General features: G+C 56.7%; 19 protein-coding genes and 1 pseudogene. 11 read left to right on the forward strand and 9 right to left on the reverse strand.

Annotation, left to right across the window (positions count from 1 at the left end):
* Positions 1–10 precede the first annotated feature (10 nt).
* Entirely contained in the window at positions 11–1,003 is a 993-nt protein-coding gene (locus NATTI_RS0121575) for a hypothetical protein (RefSeq protein WP_006091999.1), read from the forward strand.
* 140 nt (positions 1,004–1,143) lie between these two features.
* Here NATTI_RS0121575 and NATTI_RS0121580 read toward each other — a convergent pair whose 3' ends face one another.
* From NATTI_RS0121580 to aglF, 4 genes are all read right to left on the reverse strand, one after another.
* Complete coding sequence (locus NATTI_RS0121580; protein ID WP_006092000.1) at positions 1,144–2,160, reverse strand: AAA family ATPase; 1,017 nt, start codon at positions 2,158–2,160, stop codon at positions 1,144–1,146.
* The gene (locus NATTI_RS0121585; protein WP_006092001.1) at positions 2,157–3,284 is read right to left on the reverse strand and encodes a DUF4350 domain-containing protein; all 1,128 of its coding nucleotides are present in this window, start codon (positions 3,282–3,284) and stop codon (positions 2,157–2,159) included. The genes NATTI_RS0121580 and NATTI_RS0121585 overlap by 4 nt, the downstream gene beginning before the upstream one ends.
* Complete coding sequence (locus tag NATTI_RS0121590) at positions 3,281–3,544, reverse strand: hypothetical protein (protein WP_006092002.1); 264 nt, start codon at positions 3,542–3,544, stop codon at positions 3,281–3,283. Before NATTI_RS0121590 ends, NATTI_RS0121585 begins: the two co-directional genes overlap by 4 nt.
* Before the next feature lie 239 nt (positions 3,545–3,783).
* Positions 3,784–4,527: a UTP--glucose-1-phosphate uridylyltransferase AglF gene (aglF, locus tag NATTI_RS0121595; protein WP_006092003.1), complete on the reverse strand. Its 744-nt coding sequence runs from the start codon at positions 4,525–4,527 to the stop codon at positions 3,784–3,786.
* Between the two features lie 104 nt (positions 4,528–4,631).
* Here aglF and aglM point away from each other — a divergent pair, with 104 nt between their 5' ends.
* Positions 4,632–5,915: a UDP-glucose 6-dehydrogenase AglM gene (gene aglM, locus NATTI_RS0121600; RefSeq protein WP_006092004.1), complete on the forward strand. Its 1,284-nt coding sequence runs from the start codon at positions 4,632–4,634 to the stop codon at positions 5,913–5,915.
* Between the two features lie 231 nt (positions 5,916–6,146).
* Here the strand turns inward: aglM and NATTI_RS0121605 are convergent, their stop codons facing one another.
* The 4 genes from NATTI_RS0121605 to NATTI_RS0121620 form a co-directional block, all read right to left on the reverse strand.
* Positions 6,147–6,749 carry a hypothetical protein gene (locus NATTI_RS0121605; protein ID WP_006092005.1) on the reverse strand — a complete coding sequence of 201 codons (603 nt, stop codon included), beginning with the start codon at positions 6,747–6,749 and terminating at the stop codon, positions 6,147–6,149.
* 85 nt (positions 6,750–6,834) lie between these two features.
* Positions 6,835–7,401 (reverse strand): DUF4365 domain-containing protein, encoded by a 567-nt coding sequence (locus NATTI_RS27555; RefSeq protein ID WP_161606826.1) that lies wholly within the window; start codon positions 7,399–7,401, stop codon positions 6,835–6,837.
* A 188-nt stretch (positions 7,402–7,589) separates the two neighbouring features.
* Positions 7,590–8,303, reverse strand: coding sequence for a helix-turn-helix domain-containing protein (locus NATTI_RS0121615; protein WP_006092007.1), 714 nt, complete (start codon positions 8,301–8,303; stop codon positions 7,590–7,592).
* A complete protein-coding gene (locus NATTI_RS0121620; protein ID WP_006092008.1) occupies positions 8,303–9,877 on the reverse strand; it encodes a class I adenylate-forming enzyme family protein in 1,575 nt (524 codons plus the stop codon). The genes NATTI_RS0121615 and NATTI_RS0121620 overlap by 1 nt, the downstream gene beginning before the upstream one ends.
* 295 nt (positions 9,878–10,172) lie before the next feature.
* Here NATTI_RS0121620 and NATTI_RS0121625 point away from each other — a divergent pair, with 295 nt between their 5' ends.
* The 4 genes from NATTI_RS0121625 to NATTI_RS0121640 are packed head-to-tail and all read left to right on the forward strand — an operon-like array spanning position 10,173 to position 16,751.
* Positions 10,173–12,320, forward strand: a complete 2,148-nt coding sequence (locus tag NATTI_RS0121625; RefSeq protein WP_006092009.1) for a hydantoinase/oxoprolinase family protein — start codon at positions 10,173–10,175, stop codon at positions 12,318–12,320.
* A 3-nt stretch (positions 12,321–12,323) separates the two neighbouring features.
* Positions 12,324–14,597 (forward strand): hydantoinase B/oxoprolinase family protein, encoded by a 2,274-nt coding sequence (locus tag NATTI_RS0121630; protein ID WP_006092010.1) that lies wholly within the window; start codon positions 12,324–12,326, stop codon positions 14,595–14,597.
* A 3-nt stretch (positions 14,598–14,600) separates the two neighbouring features.
* A complete protein-coding gene (locus NATTI_RS0121635; protein ID WP_006092011.1) occupies positions 14,601–15,098 on the forward strand; it encodes an acetone carboxylase subunit gamma in 498 nt (165 codons plus the stop codon).
* Between the two features lie 57 nt (positions 15,099–15,155).
* A complete protein-coding gene (locus NATTI_RS0121640; RefSeq protein WP_006092012.1) occupies positions 15,156–16,751 on the forward strand; it encodes a class I adenylate-forming enzyme family protein in 1,596 nt (531 codons plus the stop codon).
* Between the two features lie 304 nt (positions 16,752–17,055).
* On the opposite strand, the gene NATTI_RS0121645 is transcribed toward NATTI_RS0121640, so the two are convergent.
* Positions 17,056–17,310 carry a hypothetical protein gene (locus NATTI_RS0121645; RefSeq protein WP_193787796.1) on the reverse strand — a complete coding sequence of 85 codons (255 nt, stop codon included), beginning with the start codon at positions 17,308–17,310 and terminating at the stop codon, positions 17,056–17,058.
* A 187-nt stretch (positions 17,311–17,497) separates the two neighbouring features.
* On the opposite strand from NATTI_RS0121645, the gene mntA reads away from it, so the two are divergent.
* The 5 genes and pseudogenes from mntA to NATTI_RS0121670 all read left to right on the forward strand — a co-directional run bounded on the left by mntA (position 17,498) and on the right by NATTI_RS0121670 (position 20,629).
* Entirely contained in the window at positions 17,498–17,980 is a 483-nt protein-coding gene (gene mntA / locus NATTI_RS0121650) for a type VII toxin-antitoxin system MntA family adenylyltransferase antitoxin (RefSeq protein WP_006092014.1), read from the forward strand.
* A complete protein-coding gene (hepT, locus tag NATTI_RS0121655; protein ID WP_006092015.1) occupies positions 17,977–18,450 on the forward strand; it encodes a type VII toxin-antitoxin system HepT family RNase toxin in 474 nt (157 codons plus the stop codon). Before mntA ends, hepT begins: the two co-directional genes overlap by 4 nt.
* 304 nt (positions 18,451–18,754) lie before the next feature.
* Positions 18,755–19,447: pseudogene (locus tag NATTI_RS0121660) on the forward strand (IS6 family transposase).
* Positions 19,448–19,907: 460 nt separating this feature from the next.
* Positions 19,908–20,183 (forward strand): hypothetical protein, encoded by a 276-nt coding sequence (locus NATTI_RS0121665; protein ID WP_006092017.1) that lies wholly within the window; start codon positions 19,908–19,910, stop codon positions 20,181–20,183.
* Positions 20,180–20,629 (forward strand): type II toxin-antitoxin system VapC family toxin, encoded by a 450-nt coding sequence (locus NATTI_RS0121670; RefSeq protein ID WP_006092018.1) that lies wholly within the window; start codon positions 20,180–20,182, stop codon positions 20,627–20,629. Before NATTI_RS0121665 ends, NATTI_RS0121670 begins: the two co-directional genes overlap by 4 nt.
* The last annotated feature ends 320 nt before the right edge of the window (positions 20,630–20,949 follow it).

Below are 20,949 nucleotides of genomic sequence, written 5' to 3' on the forward strand. Positions count from 1 at the left end.
CGGACCACCCATGAGCAGTATCGACCCAGACCGTTCCGAGCCCCGCCCGGCAGACGGTGCCGATTCGACCACCGGCAACGGCACCGCTCCTGACCAGTTCGAACTCGCCGCCCAGGTCGAACTCCTGGCCGATGAGAACCGCCGCCTGCGCGAGGAATACGCCCGGGCACGTCAGTCACGGTATCAGGCGACAGCAATCGGCCTCGCCGCCGTCGGCCTTCTCGCCACCATTGCCGGCCTCCTCTTGCCCGACGCACGCGAGGTCCTCGTCGCCCTCGGCGCGACTGGCCTGTTCGGCGCCGTCTTGACCTACTATCTAACGCCGACACAGGTCGTCGCCGCCGACGTCGGTGAACGCATCTACACGGCGGGGGCGACGAACTTCGCCGCCATCACCGACGACCTCGGCCTTCGGGATGAACGTATCTACGTCCCCGGAGAGGTCGCCCCGGCACGCCTCTACGTCCCTCAACAGGCCGCATACGACATCCCAGACCCGGCCGAACGGGCAGGCCCGATCCTCGTCGACGACGAGACACGCGGTCTCCTTCTCACGGCTACCGGCGGTGAACTGTTCCGGGTGTTCCAGCGAACACTGACCGGTGAACTCGCGACTGCGCCGTCAGTGCTTGCCACCCAACTGACCGACGCCCTCGTTGAGCAGTTCGAACTGGCTACGAGCGCCAATGTGGATCTCGACCCCGAGGGCGGGCGTATCACGGTCGCGATCACGGACAGTGCGCTCGGCGACGTCGACCGCTTCGATCACCCAATCCCCTCGTTCCTCGCCGTTGGATTCACCGCCGGATTGGAGCGGCCCGTGGCCCTCGAGGTCACCCCCGGCGACGATCGTGCCGACTGGCTGGTGACCTGTCGGTGGGCACTTGAGGACGAGGACGCCGGGACCGAAGGCAAATCAGTCACGTTCGACGAAACTGCGGCCGAAGTCGCCGATGACTCCGTATCATCGACAAACAGCCGCAATACAGAAAATAACAACTGAGTTTTAGTTGTTAAACCCATTATACATCGATCGCCCAGCCGTCATGCGATCGAGTACACCTTACTTTTCGGCGGTGACTCTAGTAGGGCGACCGGCCTAGAAACGGACGATACTGAACATCCGCTGACCGGCTGAGGCAGCTACCCGTTGTCGCCGCTGGCGACTGGTGGTTCCACAGTGTCGGCCCCCGGCGGGGTGACTGTCTCGACAACCTCAGTGACTATCTCGTCTCGGCTGACGTCGCTCAGGTCGGCATCTGTGCTTAACACAAGCCGGTGGGCCAAGATCACTTCGGCCAGCTCTTTGACGTCGTCAGGGATCACGTACTCTCGGCCGTGAATTGCAGCGCGAGCCTTCGTGCTGTGAAGGAAGGCAAGCGTCGCACGCGGCGACGCGCCATGGGTAACGTCGGGATGATCGCGCGTCGCCGTGACGAGATCGAGGACGTACTCCTTAATCGCGGGCGCGACATAGACATCCGCGACGGTCTCGCGGGCCGCCAGCAGCTCCCCGACTTCGACAACCTGCTCAACATCCTCAGGTCCGAGCTCGGGATCATCGTCGAACTGGTCGAGCAACTGCCGTTCAACCGCTCGCTCAGGGAGGTCAACGGTGAGTTTGAACTGGAAGCGGTCACGCTGGGCCTCGGGCAGTTCGAAGACACCCTCAATTTCGATGGGGTTCTGCGTCGCGATAACCATAAACGGGGTCGGTAGACTAAGCGTTTCGCCCTCGATTGTCACGTGGCGTTCCTGCATCCCCTCGAGCAGCGCCGACTGCGTCTTCGGCGTCGCGCGGTTGATCTCGTCAGCGACCACCAAGTTGGCGAAGATAGGGCCACGCTGGAGCGTAAAATCCCCAGTAGATTCGCGGTAGACGTGTGTCCCCGTGATGTCGGCCGGCACGATGTCGGGCGTCATCTGGATTCGGTTGTACTCGAGGCCACTGACGCGGGCGAAGAGGTTCGCAAGCGTCGTCTTCGCGATACCGGGGACACCCTCGAGGAGGACGTGACCGCGGGTCAACAGCGCGATTGTGAGGTGTTCGATCGCCGATTCATTACCGATCAGGACGCGGCCAATCTCGTCCTGAAGCGCGTCATAAGTCGCCGCGGGATCGCGCGACGGGAGGTCGTTGGTCGAGGACTCACCGCTCATTCGTCTGCCCGTTTCGATCCATCACGGTTAAGCGCTGCTATCACACGTTGAAGACGTTGCTCGTCCCACTCGGGGTGGCGCCGGCGCAACACCGCTGCACGCTGTTCGTCGTCGAGTTCAAGGATCGGCTTGACAGAGGGTTCGTCACCTGACGTGTAGCGGCCCAAGCGACGCATGGTCGTTGTCCGAATCCAGCCGACCATCGCCCCGCAATCACGCCGCGAGCCGACTGCTACGGCCCCGATACCGACGGCACCGACGAGCAGTTGTACCAGTGGTATCTCTCGCAGCGTTAACACCGCGGCGACCAGCGGCGGCACCTCTTCGGTGTGTGAAAGGTCAATCAATACCTGATCGGCGTCCGCGTACAGCCCGTGAAGAAACGCCTTGTTATCTGGTTCGTCGAGCATTGCGTTGACGGCAAGGCTCGGGTCGCCGACGACGACGACCTGGCCGTCATCGACGTCCTCGACGGTCGCGACGGGATAGGCCGCGAGGTCCTCCCCATCGCTGAGTTCGCCGTCCCGATTCGTATCGCGGTAGGCATACGCGCTGGTTCGGACCAACACCGTAGCGTCGCCTGGTTCGACAGCCGACGCGTAGTTCAGCGTCAGTTGTTCGGCATCGCCGGTGAGCGTGTGGTTTTCGACACCCGTGGCGACCGGCATCGTCGGCCCGCGGAAATACTCCTCTTCGTCGCGGAGCAGTTCGCCGTCGACGCGAGCTTCGGCGTTGACCTCCGTGAGGAGGTCATTGCCGCTCGGGCCGAAGTTCTCGAGGACAACAAGGGTCCCACCGCTGTCGACAAACTCCTGGACCCGGTCGGCATCGGTGCCAGTATACGGCTCATCGGGGGCGATAACGAACGCGACCGTCCCGTTTGGGTCGCCGGTGGCGTACCGATCGGTCTCACGGATTAGTTTGCTCTCGACACCGGGCTCGGCATCGATCTCATCGCGAAGGTCGGAGGTGCCGTCCCACGATGGGTTGTATGGGCCAAAGGCAGCCGTTGAGGTCGCTCCAACAGCGACGACCACGACGAGAACGGACAGTGTCAGCGCGACCAGCAGCGCACGCGGCCAATCGATTCCGCCCCCATCGTGGAGCCACGCAATTGGTTTCACCACGGAAGCACCTCCGGTGACAGAATCTCGAGAACCCGGCGGCTGATGATGACGGCAAAGCCCGTCAGACCGAGTAGAATAAGCCACCGTAGCCGCCGTCGCCAGTCGGGTGTGACGGCAACCGGCGCCGTCAACTCGGTCACAATCAGCAATCCAAGCAGCGAGAGGACGAAGAACAGTTCGTAGGAGAACGCACCAACGGCTGCCAGCGCGAGGATAGCCGCGAGCATCCAGGCGAGCTGCCAGCGAACAAATCGCATCCGTCGGTGCGGTGCCATCTACCCCAGTAGGGGAAATCAGACACCGTAAATATACGGGGTTTGGATATCAGGCGAAGCTGTGATTCGATCGACTGTTATACCCTCGAACAGTCTACAGGCGGGGCAGGCCGAGTACCCCGGGGATTGACCCCAAGGCGGTTCACTAAGCCCCTCGAGGAGTACTTCGAGAAAATAAAAGTGTAGCTGAGAACGTAAACTCGTATTGGCAGGAAAGAGAGTTAATCGGATGCCGCTTCGACGGCGGCCTCGGTCTCGTTCTGTAGTCGGCGTTCGGCTTCGTCTCGATCCTCGGGATACCCAATATCGAGCCGCCAGCCGTCCATCCCGATTGCGTCGATCGTCCGCCCGCTTTGAATCAACAAGTCAATCGCCTCGCTGATCTCGTACTCTCCGCGACTCGAGGGCTGGACCAACTCACACGCCGGGAAAATGGCCGGCGTGAACGTATAGAAGCCAGTCATCACGAGATTCGACGGTGGGTCGTCGGGCTTCTCGACGACATCGGTGATCTCCCCGTAGGCGTTCGTGTCACAGACCCCATATCGAGAGGCTTCCTCCCACGGGACCTCCTCAACCAAAAATGCCGCATCCGCACGGTCCTCGCGTTGACGACGCACGACGTCCTCGAGATTTGCGTTGAAGATGTTGTCCCCAAGCATCAGCATGAAGTCATCGTCGATGTGACTCTCGACACCCAGTAACGCGTGGGCCAAGCCGTTCTGTTCACGCTGATGAGTGTACGTGATTGGCACACCATTATACTCATCGCCGTAGTGATCGATGATCTTCTCTTTCAGATAGCCAACGACCACAACGAACTCGTCGGCCCCGAGGTCAACCAACTGATCAAAACAGTGTGTCAGAATCGGTTTGCCGTCTACCTCCACCATTCCTTTCGGTTTGTCGTCTGTGAGTGGTCGAAGTCGCGTTCCCTTCCCAGCGGCGAGGACAACTGCTTTCATTGTCCCCTGAATGATGAGTCCGCTTACAAGAAGATTCTGGTTAGCGGTAATAGCCCATACCAGTATCACAAATCTTATCTCTTGTCCGCGACCGCACCTATCCCATGCATATCACGGTTATCGGGAGCGGCTACGTCGGCACGACGATCGCCGCGTGTTTCGCCGACCTCGGACACGAAGTGACGGCGATCGACATCGACGAAGCGATCGTCGAAACGATCAACGATGGTCAGGCTCCGATCGACGAACCGGGTCTCGAGGAACTCCTCGAGACCCACGCAGGCGACCGACTCACGGCAACTACGTCCTATGATCCGATCCCGGAATCGGACATCACGTTCCTGGCCATCGGAACTCCCTCCAACGAGGACGGCAGCATCGACCTGACAGCCCTCGAAGCAGCCGCCGAAGCCACGGGCGAGGCCCTCGCAGACAAACGGGACCGCCATTTGGTCGTCATCAAGAGCACGGTCACGCCGCCAAGTATCACTGACGACCTCGTCCCAGCCATCGAACGCGGTGCGAACAACCCCAACGTTTCGGTCGGCATGAACCCTGAGTTCCTCCGAGAGGGCAGCGCCGTCGAGGACTTCACCCATCCGGACAAGCTCGTTGTCGGGACCACCGAAGCGTGGGCCACGGACAGACTCAAAGATGTCTTCGAGCCGCTCCTCGAGGCCCACCCGGCGCCGGTAGTCGAGACCGATCCCGAGACGGCCGCGATGATCAAGTACGCGAACAACGCCTTCCTCGCCTCGAAGATCAGCTTAGTCAACGATCTCGGGAACATCTGTAAGGAGTTCGGTCTCGACGCCTACGAGGTCATGGACGCGATCGGCCTCGATGATCGCATCTCGGAGCAGTTCCTTCGCAGTGGCGTCGGCTGGGGTGGCTCCTGTTTCCCGAAGGATGTCAATGCGATTACGGCCGCCGCTAAAGCCGCGGGCTACGATCCTGCGGTGTTCGAGGCCGCCGTCGAGGTCAATGATCGGCAACCCGAGCGACTCCTCACACTCCTCGAAGCCCATGTCGACCTCGAGGACGCAAGAATTGCAGTCCTCGGCCTCGCGTTCAAGCCCCGCACTGATGATATCCGAAACTCACGGGCGATTCCAGTGATCAATGGTCTCCAGCGCCGAGGAGCTGAAATTGTTGCGTATGATCCGGTCGCAAGTGAGTCGATGAGCACAGAGTTTCCGGAGATTGAGTACGCCGAGAGCGCTGATGCAGCCCTCACCAATGCCGATGGCACGGTCGTCGTCACTGACTGGGATGAGTTCGCGACCCTGGACGACGAGTTCCAGACCATGGCTAACCCTATTGTTGTCGACGGCCGCCGCATTGTCGAGCCAACAGACGACATCATCTACGAAGGCCTGACCTGGTAGGCAAAGTGTCTCGAGTGTTCTGGCGAGCACTCGAGCGCGGAGATCTCGAAAGCCCAAGACCAGTGAGACTACGAACCGACGGTTTCGTCCGTGAGGGCCTCGAGCAAACTATCGATTGGCACCGAAGCCAGCGCGAGTAAGAGTCGATACAATCATTGAACCACGGCTTTTGTCCGGAAAGGGTCGGTTCTGGGACCCCTACCGACAATCGGGACACTTCCTGATGTCCTTCTAATAGACGAACTCATAGGCGATGGAGTCACACGCATCACAGACCTTCGGAACGTCCTGCTTGAGGTGATGTTGCACTGCATTACGAGAGAGATAACACTCGGAACATTTGGCGAATCCGGGAGCTTGCTGGAGTACGTCCATATCGAACTTGTGATTCCGCTCCGCACAGGCTGTGGCCAGTGGATTCCGTGACTGACCCGATTGTTTCAGCTCAATTCCATCATCGGCTGCAATAGCATGAGCAGTCTCTTCACCTAACTCGCCGCTGGCCCATTGAAAGAGGGCGATCAGCTCAACTCCACTCTGAGACATCCCTAAATCTTCGACATCGAGAATCAACAGCTCTTGCTTGGCTTCCCTATGAGAGTATTTCGCGCCAACGAACTGCTCATCGACATACTCCAGCGCATCCTCAAGTGCGTCAGCAAAAAACTCTTGCAGACTCTCACATTCGTACTCGTTTGCGAGTTCGAGTCCGTTGCTCGCAAACCGAACTTTGGAGCACGCGATCGCCGCGTTGTTCGTCTCGCGTAACTCAATCAATAGACGGATCGCCTCTATCGTCGGTTCATCGTCTTCGGACAGTTGATAGACGTCCATTGCCTTTCGGAGGGCGTGATCGACTTGGTCTGCCTCGGCGAACCCCCTCGCCTCTCAGAGGAGATTTTGTTCGTGATTACAGACCTTATCGGACGAGGCGAGCGTTGTGCCGCGCGAGTGAGCGATCGTCCACTCTTCGTGCCGTCGCGATGTACTCTCTCGTGGATATCCGACGCTGAGTCCTCTCGACGGCATTCCGAAGTCGATTACGACCTCCAAAATCAGTAAGCGGATCTCGTTCGGTTCTGATGCGGACGGTTGATTGGTCTCGCCAACCGGGTCGCTCTTCATCCAACACGCCCCAGCAATGCTCCTGGATAATACACCAGTGTAGGCTGTCACTCTGTCGCTCATAGATGAACAAGACTACCGGAACGGATGCCTGTAGACAGTCCTCGAATAGATATTCCGTCTCGAAGTCCCACCAGACATCGTCCTGATCGTCGAACCGTCGAGAGGCTTTCAATTGAGCATAGAACGGTGACGGGGAAACAGTGCCTGCACTTTCGATCTCATCCGCCGGCCGGATCTCGTAATCGAACGCGTAGTCTTCGTCGGCCAATGAGTTCACGGCCCACTGGGCAAGTAATGTTCGTACTCTTCCCCTCGATTGGTCCTCTAATACATTATTCCGATTTTTTCGTTTTCCCACTATATTGGTTCAAAAACTCGCCCCATCTGAGTACTTCGGAGATGGCGGAACAATAACTAATCTTCTGTCCAACTATTTCGATTACTATTCCTTTCTGAAACCGTGGATAGGTATCGAAGTGCGAAAATGATGTAGCAGTCCGTCAGTCGGCTCGAGAACGAATCAGAGAGAATAGATCTAAAGAAGAGCTACCGAATACGATCGCCGAAAAGGACGTTCCAGACTGCGTTCTGTGCGTTTCGGAGTTGCTCGCTCAACGTGGACTGGCAAATATCGAGTTCCTGTGCGACATCCTCAGCCGTTGCCTGCTGTGGAACCTCGAAGTAGCCACACTGATAGGCGGTTTCAATGATGGTCAACTGTTCCGGCGTCAGCTTTCCCTGGAGGTTGTACTTGAGGATGCTGCCGCCGAGTGGGAAGCTCATTTCATTGGTTTCAGTGACGCCGACGAGTTCGAACGACCGATGTTGACGTTCGATAGCTTCGGCGAGGGTCTTCAGTTTTTGCCAGCTGGTCACCGATGCAACGATAGTCATGTCCTGATCTTGGACGATGATACGATGCGGGACGGCATCGTGTGCGAGCAGGATCGCTGTCGGTCTCGGCTCGTGTCCGTTGATGAAGGTGAGAACGTAGAACGTGTTCGAGATGGAACTCGCTGGTTGAACGAACACTGGCTCAATACGGCCAATCTCGTCGAGTATGGGAACCAGATTCGACACCTCCGGGGCCGTTATTGTGAAAAACTCGAGCCACTGTCCGTCAGTGGCTCCGGGTAACACGTTGTCGAGTTCGATCTGGGCAGAGACAGACAGGGCGCTGTTTAGGGCCTCCAACACGCCGATCGGCTCCGTCTGGAACTCGATTCGGAGTCGATTCGAGTCCTGAGTTGTGAGTTCCATTACCAGTACGGCTCGCGCAATAGTTTCTTGTCGACTTTTCCGTAGGGGGTCTGTGGCAACGTGCCGACAGTATCGACCGAATCCGGGACTGCCGGTGGATCGAGTCGCTCTCGGCAGAACTCCTGTAGCTCGTCCAGTTCGAGCAGTTCACCGTCAGCAATCGAGAGGACTGCTTTCACATCTTGTTCGGATTTGTGGAACGTCGCATCGCTAAGAGAGTCGGCCGAACGCTTCGGCACGCCGATGACTGCTACCTCACGAACAGTCGGATGACTCTGGATAACGCTCTCGACTTCGGTCGAGTACACCAACTGGTCGTCCGAAACGATGGCGTTCTGTATCCGATCTAGAACGAAGAGGCGGCCATTGTCGTCAATGCGGCCGATATCACCGGTTCGGATCCACTTGCTATCTGATCGAGGAGCAGTCAGGTCATCATCGGTGTATCCGGTCATTGCGTAGGGAGACTGCACACCAACCTCGCCGATATCATCGCCCCACTTATCATACTCGTTTCCGAAATCGAGCAACGTGATATTGGCCAACTGGGCTGGAATACCGTTCGACTGAAGCCATTCTGTGTTCTGCGTGCTGTGTTTCGATTTCGGGAGAACAGCAACGAGATTCGGAACCTCGGTTAGCCCGTAGAACTGGACGAATACGGAGCCAAGTGCGTCAAGCCCTTCTTTGAGCCGCGAGGTAGGGATCGGTGCTGAGCCGTAAACGAGCGTATCGAGTGCGCCCGTATCAGCGTCAGCAACCGCCGACTGATCGAGGAGTTCAGCAATCATCGTCGGCGTAAGATACAGCCATGAAATGCGATCGGTCTCAATGCGCTCGAGCGTGGTTTCGGGGTCGAACTTCTGGTCGAGCACAACGGTCCCACCCTGCATGAGGATGGTTTTTGCGAAGTAGCCGGCCGAGTGCGAGAGTGGCGTAACGAGCAATCCAGTCTCACCTTTCCTGACTTCCAACTCATACACGTGTGAGTAGAGGTTGAGGATAATGCTCTCGTGAGTGTGCAGTGTCCCCTTCTGCTCGCCGGTCGTCCCACCCGTGTAAAAAATCGTCGCGACATCGTCCGCACTCGAGCGGATTACGGGTAGGCCCGATGGTGCTTTTGCCAGTACCCCCTCAAAACTGTGGAACCCGATGGGAAGGCTGCTATCACTGTCAAGTCCGATGACGTGTTTGCAGTCCAATGATCGCTGTTGAAGATCCCGAACGGTATCGAAAAATGCCGGTCCGACAACCAAGACATCAGGTGCTGAATCTGTGAGAATATATTCACACTCTTCGTCACTAAGCTGGTTGTTTAGCGGAACAGTCGTGACGTTCGCTCGAGCCGCAGCGATCTCAGTAAGGAGAAACTCAGGGCGGTTCCCCATAAGGATGGCAACGCGGTCGCTCTCATTGAGACCGAGCGAATGGAACGCGCTCGCCAACTTTGCCGACTGCGCGTCAAGATCAGCGTAGGTCGTAATTTCGCCCCGGAACCTAATCGCTGGACCGTCGCCGTGCCGCCTAAACAGTTCCTCATAGAACTCGTCCAAGGTACAGAGTTCACGACTCATCTGTACTCGACTCTCTGGGAACCGTCTGTCTTTATTTGGGCCATGGTACCATCCCTCGTAATAACTCTCAACATCCATTCCCTGAAACATTAATCTAACTCCCACTGTGAAAGCCGTGGGAATAGATTCTAGCCGCACCTCCATTTTCTCCAATAAACAGGCCGTTGGTCACTTCTAACGGCCAATTCCGACAAACCAGTGAGAACTCGAACCGCGAGTCTATAATAAATGACCAATATATATCGACCGTGGTTCGAAGGAAGGTTATTGATAACATGCAACAAAGACAGACGAGATGTCCGTAGACGAACACCAACCAGAAATACTGGCGATTGATGCGGGTGGGACACTGACGGACACGATCGTCATCGACTCCGATGGCGGGTTCACCGTCGGGAAGGCACAGACAACACCGGAAAACGAGGCAGAGGGATTCCGTGATTCCATCGACGACGGCCTCGGGTACTGGGACGTATCGCCCGACGATACGTTCCCGTCCTTGGCAGCAGGAATCTATTCGGGCACGGCAATGCTGAATCGACTGCTCGAACAGGAAGGAGAAGTTGGCGGAATCATCGTTACTGCGGGACAGGAAGATTACCTTCGAACGGAGCGCGCACGGCAGACATACACGAATTACTCGTACTCTGACCGGCTCCACTCGGTAACACACCAACACACCGAACCGTTCATTCCAAAAGACCTCATTCGGGGGGTTCGTGAACGGATCGATCCGCTTGGCCGGGAAGCGATTCCGCTCTACGAAGAGGAAGTCCGAACCGCAGTCGATGAACTTCTCGATGAGGATATCAACTACCTCATTTTCAACTTCATCTATTCGTATGCCAACGACACACACGAGCAGCGAGCAAAAGAGATCGCACAGGAGGTGATGGACGAGCGAGGCAAAGAAGTGCCGTTGTACCTCGCAAGCGAGATTCAGCCTGTGAGGGGCGACTTCATGCGTCTCAACACGGTTATCGCCGAGGCGTACGCGGCCGAACCATCCCGGGAACAACTCCATGGGGTGATGGATACCTGCGAAGACCTCGGTGCCGAGTTCGAGCTCAGAGTGATGGCCGGACACGGTGGCACCATTAGTTATAGTTCAGAGAGGCTAGCGAGTACGCTCATTTCCGGGCCGATTGGTGGCGTCATCGGTGCCGACTACGTCGCGAGACATCTCGACATCGACAATCTGGTCTGTACGGATATTGGTGGGACGAGTTTCGACCTCTCGCTCATCACCGACTCGTCGTACTCAGTGGACCCGGAGCCCACCATCTCACGATATCTCCTCAACCAATCGATGGTCGAACTCAACAGTATCGGTGCGGGAACCGGCTCGCACGTAAAGATCGACCCGAACTCCAACCGGATGGAGATCGGCCCGGAGAGTGCCGGCGATCAGATCGGTGTCTGTAACGTCGAGGGTGATGTCCAGCAGCCGACCATCACCGACTGTGATCTCTTACTCGGAATCCTGAACCCAGATTACTTCCTCGGAGGTGATCTCGAACTCGACAAAGACGCCGCCAAAGCAGCTATTGAGGACCAAATTGCGTCAAAACTCGGTGTTGACGCCTACGACGCCGCAGAGGGTGCAGTTGATCTCATGGAGTCGCGGCTCCAGAACCAAGTGAAAGCTGCAGTACTCGGAAAAGGGTACTCACCGGTCAACTACTCGCTCATCTCCTATGGCGGTGGTGGACCAGTTCATGCCGCTCAGTACGTTGAGGATCTTCATTTCCAAGACGTGTTGGTTCCAGCGTGGGCAGCCGCCTTCTCCGCGTTCGGTTGTGCCTGTGGGGACTACGAGTATCGTTACGAGGCGACCATCGATCTCCCGGTTGGCCCCGACCTTGAGGACGAGGAGAAAATGGACGTCGCAGAGACGCTAAACGAACAGTGGGCGACACTCAAAGAGGACATCGTCGAGGAGTTCGAGCGGAGTGGCTACGACGCCGAAGACGTCACGCTCGACCCGGAAGTTCGGATGCAGTATCAAGGCCAACTCAACACGCTCGAAGTGTCGGCCCCGACCGCGAACATCACCGAACCGGAGGAACTCGACCAACTCGTCGAAAACTTCGAGGAACACTATGCAAAGGTGTACGCCCGCTCGGCAGCGTCGCCGGAACTTGGTTACACCATTACCCGTGCAGTCGGTGTCGGCCAAGTCCCCATTGAGAAACCACAGATACCGGACGTATCACTTCAAGATGAGGAGCCACCGGAAGCTGCGGCCAAAGGAACCCGTGAGGTGTACTGGAACGGGGACTGGCAGGACGCGTCGATCTGGGAGATGACCGAGTTAGCCGCCGGAAACGTCATCGACGGGCTCTCGATTATTGAGTCGCCTGCAACAACGTTCGTCGTCCCACCGAATTTTACGGCTGATCTGGACAGTCACCGGATCTTCCACCTGACACAGGAGAACTAACCAATGCCACCACAACAAGACCAACTCAACGACCGCGTACGAACCGAACAGGAACGAATCAACGAGAAAATAGGAACGAACGAAGGTATCGGTTGGAATGGCGAGTCGGTCAGGGAGATGCTCGAGACTGCAGAAAATCAGTACGAAGAGACTGGCCACTGCTATGGCATCGAAGAACTACAACTCAAAAACGAGACGCCAATCGAGTACGAGAAGATTTTCTCCCAGCTTCGGGGTGGTCTGGTCAACGCCCGTGAAACGGCACTGAACATCTCTGCCAGCCCGATCGTGAAAGAGATCGGGGAGCTGAGTTTCATGTTGTATACGCCGGAAGGCGATAGCGTCGCACTCTCGACGGGGATCATCGTCCACGTTCATACGACCAGTGACGCAATCAAGTGGATGATCCGGCATGATTACGAGGACAATCCCGGTATTGAACCGGGTGATATCTTCTGTAATAACGATCCTCATATCGGGGACGTTCACAACACAGACGTCCAGACAATCGTCCCAGTATTCTGGGAAGGCGAACTCATCGCGTGGGCAGCCGGCGTCACACACGAGGTTGATATCGGTGCTTCCTCACCGGGCGGAGATCCGGTTGGCCCGACATCTCGGTACGATGACGGGTTCGATATCCCGGCGATGAAAATCGGAGAAAATGACCGGCTCAATGCTGACTACGAGAAACGGGCCGAAATGGGCGTTCGAACACCCGAACTGTGGAAACTTGATGAACGATGTCGACTCGCTGGCTGTCATATGGTTCGGGATGCCGTCCACAGTCTCATCGAGGAGGAAGGCGTCGATACGTACAAACAATTCGTCCGCGAGGTCATCGAAGACGGTCGTCGAGACTTCAAACAGCGAATTAAGGAACTCACTGTCCCCGGTCGCTACCAAGCCCCGACGTTCACCGACGTGCCGCTGGAAGGCGAACAGGGACTGCCGAAACGGTCTGCCAACAACGATATGATGCACGCACCGTTGGAAGTCGAGATTGAATCCGACGGTTCGTTCGAACTCGACTTTGACGGCTCAGACGCCCAAGGCGAACACGTGTTCAACTGTACACCGAGCGCGCTTCAGGGAGCAATCTGGGTGTTGTTGACCCAGACGATTATCCCGAACGATAAGATCAATGACGGCGCCTACTACGCGACAGAGACGTCGGCCCCCGACGGAGCGTGGTGTAACCCGGATACGGTACGGGCGGCGACGGCCGACGCGTGGCATTTCCTTCGGCCGTCGCTTTCGGGGATGATCCGGTCACTATCACGGTCGTTCAACGCGAGAGGCTATGTCGAAGAGATGGCGTCAAGCTACGGTGACACTGCCAACTACTTCCAAGGCGAGGGAACCGATATGTTCGGCCAGCCGTTCGCGACACTGAACTTCGAATTGTCGAGTCAAGGGTTCGGTGCCCGTGGTTTCACTGACGGGTTCGACGCCGCCTATGCCATGTGGAATCCCGAAGCCGATCTCGGTGAAGTAGAAGTATGGGAACTGCTGGAACCCGCGCTGTACCTCGGACGGACCCTCAAGCCCAACAGTGCGGGGATGGGCAAGTATCGCGGCGGCTCTGCGTTCGAGTCAGTCCGGATGGCTTGGGGTACCGACGAGCTGTACTTGCAGAACAACGGGAACGCCCTCGCATTCAACAGTCCGGGAATGTTCGGTGGCTATCCCTCTTCGACAGGCTACATCCACAACGTTCGGGATACCGACATGGAAGAGCGGATCGAGAATCGAGACAAGTACCCGGTCCGGGACGGAACGCCAGAGGATTCACAGATGTTCGACCTCGTCGAGGGTGAGGATCGCCAGTTCGAAGAACGGGGGACCTCACTGCTCGAGGAGTACGACGAACGAGACCTGTACCTCAGCGTTAACCGTGGCGGTGCAGGGCTGGGCGATCCACTCGAGCGAAGTGTCGAACTCATCGAGGAAGACCTCAACGAAGAACACGTCCAACAGAAGTATGCAGAACGCGTCTACGGAACTCACGTCAAAGAAGTCGGTGACGGTGAATACGAGGTTGATCCCGAAAAGACAGCATCGAAACGAGATCGCATCCGCGAGCAACGAGGTGAGGAAGCAATACCAGTCGACGAGTGGCTAGAGCAACGTCGAGAAGACGTTGTTGAAGGAAACTTCATTCCAGTGGTCAAAAAGACCTACAACGAGAGTCTCGAACTGAGCGACGAATGGGACGACCACTTCCGCTCGTTCTGGGACCTGCCTGCTGACTTCACCTTCGAAATGGAGGACTGACCAATGCCAGAATACTCAAAGGAACGTATTGAATCGCTCATTGACGGCACCATTCCCTTCGACGACGCGAAGGATATGATGAGCGCGTACAAGGATTCGGATCGCTTCGACAAATACCGAGAGATACTCCAAGAACGGGCAGCGTGGGACGACACGATCCTCCTCCCGTTGACCGACCATCTCTACGTGGTCAACAACGGCAATGACCGGGTCACGAAGTGTGACTGTGGTCACGAGTTCGGTGATTACCGAGACAACTGGAAACACGAGGCACTCATCAACGTCAGAGACAGCCGTCAGGATCTCCAAGAGATCTATCCGAAAGCCATGCACTCAGACCCCGAGTGGATGGTGCTCCGGGAGTACTTCTGTCCAGGCTGTAAGACACAACTTGAAGTCGAAGCCGTTCCACCGGGCTACCCAATCGTCTTCGACTTCCGGCCATATATCGACGACTTCTACGAGGACTGGCTTGGCAGGAAGGCACCAGACAAACAGTAAATCGCACCGCAATCCAATTACATAATTCCCCACAATTCACCGGCTTCCAGTTCATCCATGCCATACAGTGACAATCGTGCGTACACCCTGAAGGGCTGTTTCGAGTCTAGTCTGGCCCGAAACAGTGAGCGTACAGCACTTCACTTCGAAGAGACCGACGAGACACTTACATACGCGGATCTTGACAGCCAGTCGAACGCCGTTGCGAACGCCCTCGCTGACCGCGGTGTCACCCCCGGAGACCGTGTCGCACTGATGCTGTCTAATCGAATCGAGTATATCATCGCGGACTTGGCAATCATCAAAGCAGGTGCTGTCAAAGTTCCACTAAACGATATGCTCACGCCTGACGAGTTCGAGTACATGCTCTCGGATTCCGGGGCATCTACCGCCATCGCTGGGCCAAAATTCACTGCCACTCTTGATAGCCTCCATCCAGATCTTCCAGAAATAGAACGTCTCATCGCTATCGCGGAGGGCCAGTCGCTCCCGTCAGCATTCACAGATTTCGAGTTGCTCGTGGCAGAGGGCAGGTCGGAGACGGCACCAACAGTCGACATCGAACCGTCCGAGACGGTCGCCCACTACTATACTGGGGGAACCACAGGGAAACCAAAAGGTGTCATCCACAGCCATCGGAACATGACGATGAACGTCTACGCCCACGCCATCGAACTGGGTATCACGGGTGACGATACGCTTCTGTTAATGACTCCACTGCCCCACTCTGCGGGACTGTTTCTGTGGGGCGGCTTGTTGACAGGGGCGACGATGGTCGTCCGCGACGGCTTCGAACCCGAGCACGCACTGCAAGACATCGAAAACCGGGCTATCTCGTGGACGTTCATGGTCCCAACGATGATCTACCGACTCCTCGACCATGCTGAACTCGACTCGTTCGATACGTCGACGCTCGAGACGTTGGTTTACGGGGCTGCACCGATGACGGCCAACCGCCTCGAAGCGGGATTAGATGAGTTCGGCCCTGTCTTCCTACAGTTCTATGGCCAAACTGAGGTTCCAAACCTCATCACGACATTCGGAAAAAACGAACACCAACAGGCAGTCAATGCAGGCCAGGACGAGCGACTCGAATCGGCCGGTCAACCCTGCTTAATGGCTGATGTGAAGGTCGTCGACTACGAGTCCGGCGAGGAACTCCCACAGGGAGAAATCGGAGAGATTCTCGCGACAGCACCGTACACAATGGAAAAGTACTTCGAACGTCCTGATAAGACCGCCGAGACGCTCGTCGACGGCTGGGTGAGAACCGGTGATATCGGTCGAATCGACCAAACTGGCTACCTCTATCTCCTTGATCGAGATAGTGATGTAATTATCACTGGCGGGATGAACGTCTACAGCACGGAAGTCGAGGATGCACTTGACCGTCATCCGCATATCCGAGAAGTCGCTGTCATTGGGATTCCTGATCCCGAGTGGGGCGAGGCGATTCACGCTATTGTCGTTTCGAAGACTCCATCACTCACCGAATCTGATGTTACGGCCTTCGCAGACGAGAATTTGGCTGATTATAAAAAACCGAAGAGCGTCGAGTTTGTCGACGATATTCCAACGACCCCATACGGGAAACAGGATAAAGTCGCGCTCAGAGACAGATACTGGGAAGGTGAAACGCGAGATATCGCGTAAACTTCCACTGCAACGGCTACCAGACAAAAAGATTTGTATGAAGCACTCGCAGACAAAGATGACGATCGTGAGCAGTAACACGCACCATATGATATAGGTCGCATTCTGGAATGTCCTCAAGGTGTGCTGAGTTACTGACAAACCAGCCACATAGCGATTCTTGATCACGTCTTAAACGGCCGATTGGGCCCATCCTCGACAAGATTCTGAATTGAACGTATTTGTCCACTGTAGGCGTGCTCTTCGGAGAAACAACTCTGCCACGTAGCGTGGCACCGCCGTGTCAACTGTGAGCGTCTCTGTCTCAGTCATCGAGGCCCGCTAACAGAACGGCACCGTCGTCGTCACCGACTGGGACGAGATCGCCGCCGTAGACCAAGAATTCCGGACGATGAACAAATTGATCGTCGTCGACGGCCGCCGCATCCTCAAGTCCACTGAGGACACCGTCTGCGCCTGTGCAGACTGTCCTCCCTGCGTTCCCGTCAATCGAGACGGGCGGAAGCAAAGGACGTCGTGGAAGCAGGAAGCCCCGCGGCTTGACCGCGGGTGTGTTCACAGGCGGGGCACCTCGAGGCAGTATACGAAGGGGCGACCTGATGACCCGAGTAGTCGCCGTTCAATTGGATCGGACGTATCGGAGACAGACTCGAGAGAGCGTTGCCCTGGAGGCGCAACCGCGAGCGGGACGGGGCAGCCGTGGATCGCGTGAGCGTTTATATGCGCCGAGAACGTGATATCAAACGATGAAACGCAGCGAGGATGCCACGCTCGATGATGCGGTCCCGCTCGAGACCGCGCAAGCGGTACTTCGAGAGCACGACGTGCGTGTAGGACTCCTATTCGGGTCGCATGCGACTGGGGATGCCCACGCACGGAGCGATATCGATATCGCAGTGGTACTCGACGACGTCCGTCCCGGCGACCCGGACTATAACGACGTGTTTCTAGGACTGAGTGCAGATCTCAGCGATACACTGGGTACCGACGACATCGATCTCGTCGACCTCCGGACGGCCCCGCCGGAACTGGTGGCCGCCGTCTTCGATCGGGGTGTGGTGCTCGTCGGCGACTCGGAAGACGCGGCGGCGCTCCGAACCGAACTCACGGAAACCGCGTCGGATGACCGCTCACCGCGCGAACGGTTCGATGCGGCGATCACGAAAATCGACGCTCATCTCGGCAGTGCCGCCATCACAGCGACCGACGGAGAAACGCGTGATCGATGACGGACGAACCGTTCCCCACTGAGAGCCTCGAACGGATCCTCACTGCCGTCGAGACGATCGAAGCGAGCATCGGCACCCTCGCCCGAAAACAATCAGTAGATCTCGAGACGTATTACGCCGACACGGACACGCAGGATATCGTCGAGCGCCGGTTCGTCAAGATGACCGAAGCTGCGATCGATATCGGTGAGGTGCTGGTTAAACACGAGCGTGGTGCTCCGCCAGCGAGTAACCCGAAGTCGATGCGGGCGCTCGAGCAGCTCGGCGTGCTATCGGGTCCGACGGCCGAAGAAATGGCACAGGCCGCCCGATTCCGGAACGTTCTCGCACACACCTATGGAGATATCATCGACCACGACATGGTCTACGACGCCCTACAAGATCTCGAGCGGTACCGGCGATTCATCCTCGAGGTTCGTGACTACCTCGAATCGATCGGTGCACTCAAGGAACACGGCAACGATCGGTAGTCTCAGAAATGAGGTGGTGTTCCATTGACCTTGCGTGTGAGTTACGGCTAACGACGGTCGCAACGCTCAAGCTATCCTGACTCCTGAGGTCCTCTAAAACGAAGAAACAGCGGTATCGCAACGTGTCGACCACCCAGTCCACTCGCCCCCGAGCCCAGACTTCGATTTGACCGAACCCCTGGTCGAAATTTCAGAAAAATCACGCAAAAATATTAACAAGCATGGTCATAGACTAACAAGATGACGGGTACGTACTGGGGGCACTGTCTAGTTGAACCAGTTTGAGGAACGAGCAGGTCGTTGAGTGAATTGGACTAGAACGCTCGCAGACCTGCTCAGCGAGTGCTATGACACGGATTTAGAAGAATCTTGGGAGAACGAGCGGACGGCGACGCCCGTCAGAGCGTTCGCTGTCCGCCTCCACGAAACCGGTTGTTCACCCCACGAGACAACTACAATCTTGGCAGAATTAGGTGTTGAACGCTCTCATGGGGCAGTTTGGAACTGGGTACATCGGCTGGCTGACAGCGGGTGCGACCCGCCTGAGGCGCAGCCGAAGCGGGTCGCGGTTGACGAGACTGCTGTCAAGATCAATGGCGAGTGGTCTTGGCTGTACGCTGCAATAGACACCGAAACGAAGCTGATTCTCGATGTCGCGTTGTTTGGTCGGCATGGCACCGATCCGGCAGCTGCGTTTCTGCATCGACTCGACGAGAAATACGATCTCTCCGACACCGTATTTCTCGTAGATCAATTCGGCTACCGGACTGCCCTTGCACGATTAGGGTTGAGCGGTCGGGTCAACTCTACCGAGAGAAACCTCATCGAAAAGTGGTTTCATACCCTCAAAATGCGGATCGACCGCTTCCAAAACTCGTGGGTGGGCAGTCGGGCGAGTGCACGCGAATGATTTGAGCAATTCATGCATTACTACAACCGCCAGAGACCGCACCAAGCTCTCGACGGCAAGACGCCGATCGAGGAGGTGCAGAACTAGACAGTGCCGTACTGGATCTCCCGTCAAGTACTAGAGGCGGCCGTCGGAATGGTATCATTCCCACCTGATACAGTCCAGCGATCATACCCTCTCGCAACGCCGGCAGCCCACAGGGGTTGCTGTGAATATAGGACATCCCACCATTACTCACCGCTGGGGGGTATCTGGCATTCACCCCCCACCCTACCTGCGTTCGGCGCTGTTGCCTGAGGGCAGGTGAATCCCATCGAATGTCTGTGAGCCATTGTTATTTTGTGTGAATTGAGAGTCCAATTCTGAGTCGACAGATAAGCAAGGCGAATGTCTGGGGCTTGCTCCCGAGGCGGTTCACAGGGGGCTGACTTGGTAGCAGATCTAGTACACTCAATACGAATCGGCCAGGAGAGCGAACCAGAGCCAGTGATCCATCGATCGACGGATCGTAGAAACGTTTACCCAGTTACAGACGGTACTGACGAGTATGGCGACAGCCGTCAAGGTCGACGAGGACGCGAAGTCACGGCTTGAGGAACTCCAGGCGGAGATCCGACTGCAGACCGGACGGAACGTCACCCAACAGGAACTCCTCACGCGAATCATTGACGGTGCGTACGAATCACGTGACGAGGTCATCAATTCGTTCCGAGAGTCGACGGTCCCGCTCTCGGAGAGCGAAAAGGAGACCATGCGTCGCGGTCGCTTCCGATCCGGTGTCGACACCGATGAAACGGATGTCGACGACGTGCTGTACGGATGACGGTACTGATCGATACGGGTGTACTCTACGCGGAGCAGGACCTCGATGCGTCCAGACACGATGCAGCTACTGACGCTCTCGAGAGCGTTTACGACGGCGAGTTCGGACAGCCGTACGTGAGTGACTACATCTACGACGAAGCCGTGACGCTGACACTCATGCGAAGCGGATTGTTCACGCCGGCGAAGGAACTCGGCTCGAAGTTGCGCGGTGTCGATCCGTATCCGTCGACCTACGAAATACTTCGCGTTTCGGCTGCCGTCTTCGCCGATGCCGTCGACGTTTTCGAGCAGTACGACGATCAGGAGTTAAGTTTCACCGATGCAACGACGGTCGCACTGTGTCGACGCCACGATATTGACGTTGTCCTGAGTTTCGACGACGACTTCGATGGAATCGTGACCCGGATCGATCCGATGGAGTTCGCAGAGATCGACGATCGATAGCTTTAATCAGAGGTCTTCGTCTCGAGATCCGGCTGGGACACGGTAACGTTCAGAAGGGGAACTGGCCGAGCTCAGCGGGAGGTGATCCATCATACCAAACGACCCGACATCATGTTCGACGAGACCGCGAATGGCAGTAGTACTGACCCCGATCCCAGTGCCAAGGAGATTGCAATAGCACTACAATGAGTAGCACACGCGACCATCTCGATTATCTGTTACAGCCATCTGTAATAGATATCTGTTTTCAACATTCTACAGAGATTGTCTGAAACTGGTAGGGAGTATTAGCCCACGGCTAAAGCCGTGCGGTTTTTTCT

It is taken from the genome of Natronorubrum tibetense GA33, from assembly GCF_000383975.1.
Taxonomy (GTDB): Archaea; Halobacteriota; Halobacteria; order Halobacteriales; family Natrialbaceae; genus Natronorubrum; species Natronorubrum tibetense.